This window comes from Stenotrophomonas sp. S39, assembly GCF_016624665.1.
Taxonomy (GTDB): Bacteria; Pseudomonadota; Gammaproteobacteria; order Xanthomonadales; family Xanthomonadaceae; genus Stenotrophomonas.
Map to the genome: position 1 here is coordinate 51,484 of NZ_JACVTT010000013.1, position 11,346 is coordinate 62,829.

The window sequence follows — 11,346 nt, forward strand, 5'->3', positions numbered from 1 at the left end:
TTGCACCATAGCTGAACTCCCTCCAAGTCTGACGGTTGGAACCGGATTGCACATCTGCGATTATCGTAAATGCCACCACGCCGGTGGTCTACAGGGGGCTTACCCATGCAGCACGCACGACAAGGAGCCGTCGCGCTCCTCGCACTGGCCATCGCCAGCTTCCCCGCCTTGGCCCAAGCACCGGCTGAGACGAAGCCCGGCTTCTTCCGGCAGTTGGGAAAGAGTCTGAAAGACGCCGGTCAGCAAGCGCTTGGAGCCAGGCCAGCAGCCAGCAGCGCGTCCACCTCCGGTCCGCTTTACACCCCGATCAGTGGTGCTGGGCGCATCACCGGGCTGTTCAAGAACGAGAACCACCAGGCCGCCCAGCAGGGCCGTCTCGATTGGCCGCGGGTCGCGCTTACCTTCCGCGAATGGGGCGCCTCTCTGCCTTGCTGGACCGTCGAAGCCCGGATCTGGACCAGCGCCACCGCCTCCACCACCGAGAACTACCGGGCATGCGCGGACGCCCCGTTGACCATCCGGGACGACCTGGGCGAAGAAGCGGAGCTCAACAGCAATGCTCGAGCCAAGGCCACCACCGACGTGATGGTCGGCCTGAGGGTGAGGGCAGGAAAGCCGAACACGGGCGACGATCGGACCACTGGCCCCACCCCGCCCCGCGAGCCCTTCAACGTGCGCACGACCCGCGACGGTGTGGCGTGGCAAGCCCGAAAAGTGGCCCTGAGCGCCGCTTGGGTGTCCGGCTTCTTGCGAGCTGATGACCTGTATCCCGGCCCCTCGGGAATGCTCACGCCATTCCGCGACACCCGCATGTGGATCGCCGGGTTTGATCCGGCCGGCAACCGCGATAAGTAAGACCCCCACCTCAATCAGGAAGAGACCCTCATGAACACGATCAGGACCATTGCATTGAGCTTGACCACTGCCTTCGCACTGACGGCTTGTGGCAGCAAACCCTCCGACGAGCAGGCCAAGAAGGCCATCACTGCCGAATTTGAGCGCGTGCTCGGCAGCCAAGTTTGGGTGAAAGAGTATCGGGACTTCAGCCTGAGCGGCTGCAAGAAATCGGAAACGGCCGAGGGAGTGGTTTGCGACGTGGGCGGCTCGGTCGTCCTCGACATCGGTGGCGTCGTCCAGGCGCGGCCATTCGTTCAACCGGTTCGCTTTTCGAAAGCGTCCGGCGAATGGACCGCCCACAAGATCTGAGACCACCATGACCACGCGTTCTTACGCCCATGTCGGTTGCGCGACGGTCTTGCTGGGAGGCGCCGGCCTGTTGTTCGTGGCCGGCGGCCTTGAGGCCTTGCAGAAGGGCGCCCCGCTGGGCTGGCTCGCCGTCGCGGGCGGCTTGGCCACCTGGGCCGTGTTGGGGTTTCTCTACTGGATCAACGCCCGGGCCTACCGACGCCAGGAAGAAACCGAGCGGCAATCGTACGCCCCTCCCTCGCCCAAGCGGGGTGGGTTCTGGAAGGGCTTCTTCGTGACCTGGGCCATCGTGGCGACTTCCCACTTGGCAGTTTTCCTAGGGATGGGTTTTGCCGACCTGCTGCCACATCCTGAGCAAAGCCGCGCAGTCTTCAGCCTTCTCGTCCTGGCATTGGTGCCGGCGCACGTGGTGATGCCTGTCCTGGGTGGAGTGGTCTACAACCTGGTCCGGTCGACATCGTCGCCGTAGTCTGGCTTCGGCTGCTCCAGCTTCCCATCGGACCTTTCGGATGCGTCGTCGGGCCCATCTCGGCCCGACGCGCAAGCCGGAAGGCGGCTCCCTTTTATCCGGCCAAGGCCCTTCTGGCCAATTGCGAGGCAGGGCTTCGCTTGGAAGCAGTGATGGGTCATGATGGTGCTGACTCTGATGGGCGCGTTTGGGGTCTTCGCCCTGCTGAGTGGGCTGCCAATGTTTCTGTTTGTCGTATATGCGAAGCCGACTCAGTAACCTAGCACCTTAAGCGCAGCAAGGGCCGCCTACAGCGGCCCTGCTGGTTTATAGATCTGCTGGACAAGGATTCCCAGCTTGAGAACTTGCAACAAACTGCAAGCATCTTGTCGAGGTCAGCAACTCAGGTCAGCGGCTTGGCGCGCTTAGCGTCAGGATTGAGGAAGCCGCCCTCACCAGGAATCGCCTTCAGACCCCGCCTCTGCTTATGAATGGCGCGGGTGGCCATCCCAAGCCTCTTCTCAGAAGCACTCGCTGGCTTAATGGTTACGGTAAAACCTGCCTTTTTTTGCGAAACACTTCGCTTCGTTCGATTGCCGTTTTCATCAACTATCGTAACGTCGAATATTTCGTTAGCGATTTTACGTTCCATTATTCGTCTCCGGAAAAACAATCGAGCCGACTTCCGCTTCAAAATTTATTCTAACCACTGCATCAGCCACTGTTTCTGCCAACCGCCTAAAGGCCTCCGAGGCCTCTTTCGACTCACAATCATATATACGACAAACATCACTAGATGTCAAGTCTGGTGACTCTACCAGGATCACTGAGGGCACGACCTTTCCCGCCGTCGTTTTAAGAGGCAAGGCAACAATCCAGATACTGCTGCTCAGTCTTATATCCTTCTTCTTGCGCTTCAAACTGAAATCGATGATAGGACTTGAGTCATTTCCAATCGCTCGTTCTCGAATATCGTAAAACTGATATCCACTATGAAAACGAGTGACCATATCTCCATCACCATCATCACTCGGACACGCAATTGCCAACTTCAAACTTATCTTCTTGTCTGCCCCAAATCTTCTCAGCTCACACCTGAAAAAATCGACAAGAGAATCCCCAAGACGCGCAAGAACTCCTTCCACATGCCACTCATCAAGGCGAGAAACTATAATATTTCCAGCAACCTTTTCAACACAATCAATTTCCCTCTTAAAGTCCTCTAGCGGAGCACCAAAATCAAGCATTCCCAGTGAAGTGCTTAACGGAACAACCATAAGATTATCTATTTCACGAGCATGGATTTCCGGGGGACCAGCAACGACAGCATCGAGGATGGCACCCAACCAATGAGATTTCTCTGATGCCTCACCCACAATCGAAAATCCAATGGTCCAGCTTCCCGAATCATCTACCCGCCGCTCCTCGTCGAATACCCATAGCGGCAAATTGGAAAGAAGGCCTCCATCCACGAATTTGCACGTCCTATCATGATCAAGAGCAACCTCATACGGCTTAAATATGTAAGGCAGACAAATTGATGCGCAAACCGCATCTGCAATTGAGACGTCAGGAGTTGATCTCGCGGAAAAAACCTGAATACCTTTAGTGGTGATATTTGTTGAGACTATTTTAAGAGGCCTACCACCGGCCGCCTCAAGCTGCCTAAACGTAACATCAGAGGGAGATTTACCTTTAAAAATATCACTTCCCAACAAAGCTCTGTTTATGGCACTGCGAACTTCTTTGAGAGGAGCCAGGCCCGGCCTAAAGAAATAAATGGCAAACCAAGCAAACAATATACAAACCGCGGCCACGTAAGACGAAGTCAGGAGAGCCGTATCATAGATCACCCCATAACCACTGGAAGAAATTTGAGGACTAGCCAATAGCAGTATAACCAGCGAGCAGAGGATCGATATAATAAATATCGCCACAGCGGACAATTTAAAGAAGAACCTTGCCAAGCTAATTTTTAGCCAGCCCCGCCAGGTAAACATACTGGTCAACGAACTCTTCCCATCCCCCATCATTTTTTCGAGAAAAACAAGCTCAGAATCATTCTTAAACAATTCATTAGCTTCATACTTGCATGCCACAAGCGCAGCCATAATCGATCCAGCTGAAGTGCCAGCTACGCCGACTATCTCAGCTTTAAGTGTTTTGCCTAAAGAGTTTTCAGCCACTATATTAGACTCAAGCGCTCTAAGGGCCCCAATGTGAATCGCACCTTTCGCCCCTCCCCCCTGAAATGCCACATATACTGGCTGCACTTGAACATCGCTTTCTTGCTCAGACATGGCCGCCCCTTAACACAAAAATCACCTATCAGAAGCCCTTATCAATGATTGGCACAGATCCAAAGCCCAGTTAACAATACCCCGACTCTCTTCCCGCTTACACAAGCACACTCCGCCGTTTATATTGAAGATCATCGTTCAAGCTGCCCCGCTGATGCATGGGAAGCGAAACCAGTGCCTGAACTTAGATGAAACTAAGCTGGGTCAAAGTCAGCATGCTATCCAGTATCGGTAAACGGCTAGCCGATGTCCTACAAATCTGGCTAGCGATCACCCGAGCTCCGGCTAATGAGTTCACCGTCATATTTTTGCCATCGACTAGGCGAGCTGGGTCACCGCAAGCTCCAAGCAAGTGAACTTAAACCAGGAGAATGCGCACCCAGTCCCGTGAGCTTTTCAATCGCAGTAAAGGTTCGGCTATATGTCGAATGATGCTCGTCATCGAGCTCATGCCCCACGATCTGCGCCCTGAGCTCAGAGACCACTCCAGCCCCCTGCAGTTCTTGGATGAACGTCTTCCTGAGCGAGTGGAACCCACGCTTCGCCGGCTCCCAGCCTTTCCCGACCTCGGCCAGATGTCTACTAAACGCCTTGGTGATCCAGTTGCCCTGCCCATTCACCGCTGTGGCCTTGGCTGCTTGGAACAGCCTCGTTTCACCAGCGCTGCGCTTGCCGTCCACCCAATCCAGGAAACCCATCTTGAGGAGCTCAGGATGGAGAGGAACCGTACGAAGGCTGACCTCCGTTTTTACTTTCTGGTGTTCGCCCTCGTCGGAGACTCGGATACACGGGATGCCGTCCTCCTCGATCACGTCTCGGATCAGCAACTGGCCGACCTCTGACGCCCTCGCCCCCGTATAGAGCCCAAGGAGGGAGGCCCAGCGAGCCGACTCTGACAGCTTGGCCAGTGCCTCGGGGGCAAACAGAGCTTGGACCTGGGCTCTGTCGTATGCCTTGAACCCCAGCTTCTTCCGCGCCCGCTTCTCGCGCTGGGAGTAGCTGACATGGCCGCTGGCCGGATTGTCGCCCTTCGGGTAGTGGCCCGACGCCATGGCCCACTCGAAAAAGCCACCTTTGCCACCGATGTAGCTCTGCTTGTTCGTGAGCGTCGGCGTCGAAGCGCCCTTCTCACGCATGTCCTGATACCACCGCGCCAGATCGGACCTGGTAATGGCATGAACCTTTGCCTTCGGCCCCAAGAAGGCCACCAATGCCTCAATGGCCGTCTTCTTGATCGTGTAGGCCTTGGGCAGAGTCGAACCCTTGAGCGTCGCCAAGAATGCATCCCGAGCCTTGCCCAGCGTCATCGTCTCAATGGCAGCCGTGGAGGCTAGACCTTTGTGGCTGCCGGCGCCTGCAGAGCCAAACAGGGACGGCACGGTTACTGAGAGGGATTGAGAGATCCCTCCCGCGGTTGCTTCAAGCTCCATCAACTGCCGATACAGCTTGAGGTCCTTGGGACTGTCGATTTGCCACCGCTCCGTCACCGTCCCATCCGGTTGACGCGTGCGGTCCAACGTCAGTTCACGGAGGTTCTCGGCGCTCGTCAGGCGAGCGATGAGCAGATCGGCTTCCTGCTTGCTGAGCTTGGCCACGCGTTGATCCTTCAACTGTGCGAAGAGCCGAGCATAGCCCGCCCCAAGCACGACTGCACGCACGTGTGCCTGGGCGAGGTCTTTGGTCTTAAGAGTCCGCTTGATGAGCCGGCAATCGAGCACGGCTTGAAGATCGATAGGGACACGCTGGACGAACGACCAGCGGCCGGTGGATGACCGGCTCAAATGATGGGGGATGCGCATGCGAGTGTTTCCTCTGCATGCTTCCTGCTTTCCAATCTGCTCAAACCGATGATTTCAAATAAAAATCAACGAGTTAAGATCGATTGGCGGAGAGAGTGGGATTCGAACCCACGGAAGGTTTAACCCTTCGCCGGTTTTCAAGACCGGTGCCTTAAACCGCTCGGCCATCTCTCCGTATCGGCCCAGCCTGCTGGCCGGGCACGCATTCTCGCACGGCTGGGCGATTTGCCCAAGACCGGCGTAACGCCGGGCGTGACCCGGCGCTATCGGCCATCCTCAGCCCGCATCCACCGCCAGCGCGCCCAGCGCACTGGCCTTGATCTTCTCCTTGGCCTTCTCACAAGCGCCACCGCAATCCAGGCGCGATGCCTCCAGCTGCGGCGGCAGGTGTTCGGCCAGGAAATCGATGAACACGCGCACCGCCGGCAGCAGGCCGCGGCGCGAGGCGAACACGGCGTGGCACACGCCCTGCGGCAGCGACCAGTCCGGCAGCACCACTTCCAGCTCGCCATTGCGCACGGCTTCGGCGCAGACGGTTTCCGGCAGCATGGTGATGCCGAAACCATCCTTCACCATGCTCTGCAGCAGCGGGAAATCGAAGCCGGCCACGCGCGGCTGCAGGTCCACCCGGCGCACTTCGCCTTCGGGGCCATGCAGTTCCCAGCGCTGGCGCGCCTCGTCTTCGCTGATGCTGAGGGTGACGTGCTGGGTCAGCTCTTCCGGGTCCTTCGGGCGGCCGGCGCGGTCCAGGTATTTCGGGCTGGCCACCAGCAGTTCCTGCACCTGGCCGAAGCTGCGCATCACCAGGCTGCCGTCGTCATCCAGGCGCGAACGCACGCGCAGGGCCACGTCGTAGCCTTCATTGATGATGTCCACGCGGCGGTTGCTGATGTTCAGCTGCAGGCGGACCTTCGGGTACTGCTCGAGGAACTTGGGCAGCAGCTTGGGCAGCTGCATCTGCGCCAGCGAGACGGGCACGCTGGCACGCACGACGCCACGCGGTTCGGCGCTGAGGCGATCGACCACCTCGCGCGCGGCCTGGGCCTCGGCCAGCATGGTCTGTGCGTGGCGGTGCACGCTGGTGCCGACGTCGGTAACGGCGAAACGGCGCGTGGAGCGCTGCAGCAGGCGCACGCCCAGGTCGGTCTCAAGCTGGCTGATACGGCGGCTCAGGCGCGATTTGGGGATGCCCAGGGCGCGCTCGGCGGCGGCGAAACCGCCGTGGTCGACGACCATGGCGAAGTAATACAGGTCATTCAGGTCATGCATACCCGAGTTCCATATCTAGAACAATTCGTGGCATTGAACCACCTTTATCCCGCCCATGCAACAACCTATCGTTCTCTCCGTCGGCGGCAAACACCGCCCCTCCTTCCAGAACATAGGTGACTGCCATGAAGCTTCTGCATCTCGACGCCAGCGTGCTTGGCGACAACTCCGTCTCCCGCCAGCTGACCGCCGCGGTGGTCGCTCAGTTCAAGAACCAGATCGACGGCCTGCAGGTCGATTATCGCGATCTTGACGCCAATCCGGTACCTCATCTGCGCAGCAGCTCGCTGGCCGGTGTGGATGCCGCCGAGGCGACCGATGCTGAACAGGTGATGCAGCAGTTCCTGGCCGCCGACATCCTGGTAATCGGCGCACCGATGTACAACTTCAGCATTCCGTCCACGCTAAAGGCCTGGATCGACCGCGTTGCCGTGGCCGGCCGCACCTTCAAGTACACCGAGAACGGCCCGGTGGGCCTGGCCGGCGGCAAGCGCGTGATCGTGGTCAGCGCCCGTGGCGGCATCTACACCAATTCGCCGGCCGACTTCCAGGAGCCCTTCCTGCGCCAGGTGTTCGCCTTCATGAGCATCGACAACGTCGAGTTCGTGCGTGCCGAGGGCATCGCCTACTCGCCGAAGCACCGCGAAGACGCCATTGCCGGCGCGCTGTCGGCCCTGCCGTCGCACGCTGCCGAAGAAGTGGCTGCGTAAGTACTGCGTTCCAGCGATCGGCGCCCTCCCCCCTCCTCGTCGGGGGCGCTGATTGCGGGCCGGGAGTCCCTCCCCCATCCTGGCCCACCCCGACGGCTCCGCTTTGCGGGGCCGTTTTTCTGTGTCTGACCTGAGCTGTGCGCCATCCACGCATGGCGTGGATCTACCGAAGCACACGCAGTAGATCCACGCCATGCGTGGATGCAGCGCCATGCATAGCACTCATCAGAACGTTAGGCTGAGTCATGAACTACATCGTGACGGCTGCGCACCGCAGCGAATTTCCGCACCCGATCACCCTGCGCCAAGGCCAGACGCTGGTGGTGGGTGAACGTTATGAAGGGCCCGAGGGCTGGGAAGACTGGTTCCTGTGCGAGGCCGAAGGGCAGCAGCCCGGATTCGTACCGGCGCCTGTGATAGGTCGCGACGCGCAGGGTGGCGCATTTGCCACGGAAGATTACTGCGCTCGGGAGCTGGATGTCGAGCCGGGGCAGCGGCTGCGCGGGGTGCGCACGCTCAATGGCTGGGCGTGGTGCGTGCCGGAGACGGGCGAGCCCGGGTGGGTGCCGTTGGAGAAGCTGCGGGTTGTGGGGTGATCGCGAGGTTCATCCACGCATGGCGTGGATCTACTGCATCGGCGCGTAGATCCACGCCATGCGTGGATCCCCACCCAAAAACGCCGGGCACGGCCCGGCGCTACCGGGTTCAACCGATGGTTTCGACGCCACCCATGTAGGGCTTCAACACGTCCGGCACGGTGATGGTGCCGTCGGCGTTCTGGTAGTTCTCCATCACGGCGATCATCGCGCGGCCGACCGCCACGCCCGAGCCGTTCAGGGTGTGCACCAGTTCCGGCTTGCCGGTGGCCGGGTTGCGCCAGCGGGCCTGCATGCGGCGGGCCTGGAAATCACCGGTGTTGGAGCACGAGCTGATCTCGCGGTAGGTGTTCTGCGAGGGCAGCCAGACTTCCAGGTCGTAGGTCTTGATGGCCGAGAAGCCCATGTCGCCGGTGCACAGCAGCACCTTGCGGTACGGCAGGCCCAGCTTTTCCAGCACGACTTCGGCGCAGCGGGTCATGCGGGTGTGCTCGGCGTCGCTGTCTTCCGGGCGGCAGACCGAGACCAGCTCGACCTTCTCGAACTGGTGCTGGCGGATCATGCCGCGCACGTCGCGGCCACCGCTGCCGGCTTCGGCGCGGAAGCACATCGAATGGGCGGTCACGCGCAGCGGCAGGCGCTCGGCGTCGACGATCTCGTCGCGCACCAGGTTGGTCAGCGGCACTTCCGAGGTCGGGATCAGGTAGCGCGTGGAATCGCCCACGGCGGTCTTGAACAGGTCGTCCTCGAACTTCGGCAGCTGGCCGGTGCCACGCAGCGAATCGGCGTTGACCAGCAGCGGCACGTTGGTTTCTTCATAGCCGTGCTCACCGGCGTGCAGGTCCAGCATGAACTGGGCCAGGGCACGGTGCAGGCGCGCGATCTGGCCGCGCAGCACGGTGAAGCGCGAGCCCGACAGCTTGGCAGCGGTTTCCGCGTCCAGGCCGGCGTTGCGGGCGCCCAGCTCGACGTGGTCCAGCACCGGGAAATCGAAGGTGCGCGGGGTGCCCCAGCGCGCCTGTTCGACATTGTCGTTCTCATCGGCGCCCGCCGGCACGTCATCGGCCGGCAGGTTCGGAATGCCCGCGGCGATGGTGTCGATCTTTTCGCGCAGCTCGTCCAGCGCCACTTCCGAGGCCTTCAGCTCATCGGCGAACGCGGCCACTTCAGCCATGATGGCCGAAACGTCCTCGCCCTTGGCCTTGGCCTGGCCGATGGCCTTGGAACGACTGTTGCGCAGGCTCTGCAGCTCCTGGGTCCGCACCTGGATGCGCTTGCGATCGGCCTCCAGGGACTCCAGGGCAGACACGTCGAGCTCGAAGCCGCGGCTGGTGCGCAGGCGTTCGGCGAGGTCGGCGGGCTGGTGGCGGAGCAGGGCTGGATCAAGCATGGCAGGTGTCGTGGTGGGTATCAGGGACGGGATTATCGCCTGTTATACGGATTTCTGCCGCCCGGTTCATTCCCGCCGTGGCAGAATCGGGGCATTCCCTGCTGGTCCGGTCCATGTCTGCACCCCGCTCATCGCCTGCCAAGTCGTTCACCGTGCATATCCCGCGCAACGCCCTGAAGATCGCCGGCATCGCCTTCGGCGTGGGCGTGCTGCTGTTCGTGGTGGTCTGGTTGACCGGCCGCGACAAGGAATTCTTCCGCGCCGATGATCCGGCCACGCAGACCCCGCAGGAAACCGCGCAGGTCGAGCCGCTGCCCGAGCCCCTGGCCGCGGCGGCCGGTTCCAGCGACATGCCCGATGCCAAGCCGGCGCCGGTGCAGGAGGAAGCGCCGAAGCTGGTGGAAACCGCCCCGCCCCCGCCGGCCAGCATTGAGCCGGCCCCGGCCGCACCGGGCAGCACCGCCCCGGCCACGGGCAACAGCCAGCCGATGCCCGTGGCAGGCCAGTCACCGCCGCCCGCCTACCCGTCCGGCGCCCTGCGTCGCGGCGAGTCCGGCAGCGTGGTGGTGCGGGTGGACGTCGATGCCACCGGCTACGCCAACAACATCACGGTGATCCAGCGCAGCGGTTCGCGTGACCTGGACCGCGCGGCCACCGACGCGGTGCGCCGCTGGCGCTTCACCCCCGCGCTGAGCAATGGCCAGCCGGTGCCGGGCTCCATTGAAGTGCCGTTTGACTTCAAGCCGCAGTAACTGAACGCATCCCGGCAGGCAACCTGAACCCTGCCGGTTGCGTTGACGCAACGCTGACACACCACTACACCGGCTCGGGCAAGACTCTGGGCGTCGTTACTGACGCGAGGAGTCTGCAATGAGTGCTACTGCCCATGAACACCTTCATTCCCCGCATCTGCAGCAGGACGTGAGCGAGCGCCCGCAGCGCACGTCTCCGTGGCTGTGGATGGCCCTCATCGTGGCGATGTTTGCTGCTGCGCTGATGTGGCTGCGTTTCTCGGGCCAGGAAGACGTGGCGCCGGCCCCGGTGGGCGAGCGCATGCTGCCGGCCAGCGAGACCCCTGTGGCCACGGCCCCGGCAGCCCGCAACGCGGCCCCGGCCAGCGAGCAGCGCAAGGCGGCCCCGGCCGTACGCAACCGTGAGGCGCGTCCGCTGGCCAGCAATGGCAAGCCGAGCTACCCGCCCACTGCGCTGCGCAATGGCGTGCAGGGCAGCGTGATTGCCAGCCTGGATGTGGATACCCGCGGCAACGTGACCAACGCGAGCATCGTGTCGCGGAGTGGCGAGCGCAGCCGTGACCTGGATCGTGCGGTGCTGAACACCGTGCAGGGCTGGAAGTTCCAGCCGGCCATGCAGGACGGCCGTGCGGTGGCGAGTGTGGTGCGCGTGCCGGTGGATTTCCGTACCGAGCAGCGTTGATCGCGAACGAGGGGTTCGTGATCGGGAGACGGAGGCTTCGGCCTCCGTCTTTTTTTGCCGGCCAGCGGCCGGCACTACCGGGATGCGTGCGCGGCTCCGTTTTCGCCGGGGGGGGGGGCCGGGGGGGCGGGGGGCCCCCCCCCCCCCCGCCGCCGCCGCGGCCCCCCCCCCGCGGCCCCCCCGCCCGGTTACAG

The 11,346-nt window shown here is 61.6% G+C and carries 12 protein-coding genes and 1 tRNA gene; 7 read left to right on the forward strand and 6 right to left on the reverse strand.

The features are described from left to right. The first annotated feature begins 105 nt into the window (after positions 1-105). Genes IAE41_RS05925 through IAE41_RS05935 form a run of 3 tightly spaced genes read left to right on the forward strand, consistent with a single transcriptional unit; the run spans position 106 to position 1,675 of the window. The gene (locus tag IAE41_RS05925) at positions 106-855 is read left to right on the forward strand and encodes a hypothetical protein (RefSeq protein WP_200732442.1); all 750 of its coding nucleotides are present in this window, start codon (positions 106-108) and stop codon (positions 853-855) included. A gap of 30 nt (positions 856-885) precedes the next feature. Continuing rightward, on the forward strand, positions 886-1,206 hold the full coding sequence (locus IAE41_RS05930; RefSeq protein WP_200732443.1) for a hypothetical protein: 321 nt from the start codon (positions 886-888) through the stop codon (positions 1,204-1,206). 7 nt (positions 1,207-1,213) lie between these two features. Further along, the gene (locus IAE41_RS05935; RefSeq protein WP_200732444.1) at positions 1,214-1,675 is read left to right on the forward strand and encodes an ABC transporter permease; all 462 of its coding nucleotides are present in this window, start codon (positions 1,214-1,216) and stop codon (positions 1,673-1,675) included. A 382-nt stretch (positions 1,676-2,057) separates the two neighbouring features. Here IAE41_RS05935 and IAE41_RS05940 read toward each other — a convergent pair whose 3' ends face one another. The 5 genes from IAE41_RS05940 to IAE41_RS05960 form a co-directional block, all read right to left on the reverse strand. After that, positions 2,058-2,306, reverse strand: coding sequence for a hypothetical protein (locus tag IAE41_RS05940; protein WP_200732445.1), 249 nt, complete (start codon positions 2,304-2,306; stop codon positions 2,058-2,060). Further along, positions 2,296-3,954, reverse strand: a complete 1,659-nt coding sequence (locus IAE41_RS05945; protein ID WP_200732446.1) for a patatin-like phospholipase family protein — start codon at positions 3,952-3,954, stop codon at positions 2,296-2,298. Before IAE41_RS05945 ends, IAE41_RS05940 begins: the two co-directional genes overlap by 11 nt. A 332-nt stretch (positions 3,955-4,286) precedes the next feature. Further along, a complete protein-coding gene (locus IAE41_RS05950; protein WP_200732447.1) occupies positions 4,287-5,753 on the reverse strand; it encodes a site-specific integrase in 1,467 nt (488 codons plus the stop codon). 84 nt (positions 5,754-5,837) lie between these two features. Further along, positions 5,838-5,927, reverse strand: a tRNA-Ser gene (locus IAE41_RS05955). Between the two features lie 102 nt (positions 5,928-6,029). Further along, complete coding sequence (locus IAE41_RS05960; protein ID WP_079222336.1) at positions 6,030-7,022, reverse strand: LysR family transcriptional regulator; 993 nt, start codon at positions 7,020-7,022, stop codon at positions 6,030-6,032. Between the two features lie 125 nt (positions 7,023-7,147). Here IAE41_RS05960 and IAE41_RS05965 point away from each other — a divergent pair, with 125 nt between their 5' ends. Together IAE41_RS05965 and IAE41_RS05970 are read left to right on the forward strand one after the other, a co-directional pair. Further along, positions 7,148-7,732, forward strand: a complete 585-nt coding sequence (locus IAE41_RS05965) for an NAD(P)H-dependent oxidoreductase (protein ID WP_200732448.1) — start codon at positions 7,148-7,150, stop codon at positions 7,730-7,732. A gap of 245 nt (positions 7,733-7,977) precedes the next feature. Continuing rightward, positions 7,978-8,328, forward strand: a complete 351-nt coding sequence (locus IAE41_RS05970) for a ligand-binding protein SH3 (RefSeq protein ID WP_200732449.1) — start codon at positions 7,978-7,980, stop codon at positions 8,326-8,328. Positions 8,329-8,437: 109 nt separating this feature from the next. Here the strand turns inward: IAE41_RS05970 and serS are convergent, their stop codons facing one another. Further along, a complete protein-coding gene (serS, locus tag IAE41_RS05975) occupies positions 8,438-9,718 on the reverse strand; it encodes a serine--tRNA ligase (protein WP_200732450.1) in 1,281 nt (426 codons plus the stop codon). A gap of 113 nt (positions 9,719-9,831) precedes the next feature. Between serS and IAE41_RS05980 the strand changes: the two genes are divergently transcribed. Then, complete coding sequence (locus tag IAE41_RS05980) at positions 9,832-10,470, forward strand: energy transducer TonB (protein WP_079222340.1); 639 nt, start codon at positions 9,832-9,834, stop codon at positions 10,468-10,470. A 118-nt stretch (positions 10,471-10,588) separates the two neighbouring features. Next, a complete protein-coding gene (locus IAE41_RS05985) occupies positions 10,589-11,152 on the forward strand; it encodes an energy transducer TonB (protein ID WP_200732451.1) in 564 nt (187 codons plus the stop codon). Positions 11,153-11,346: the final 194 nt, after the last annotated feature.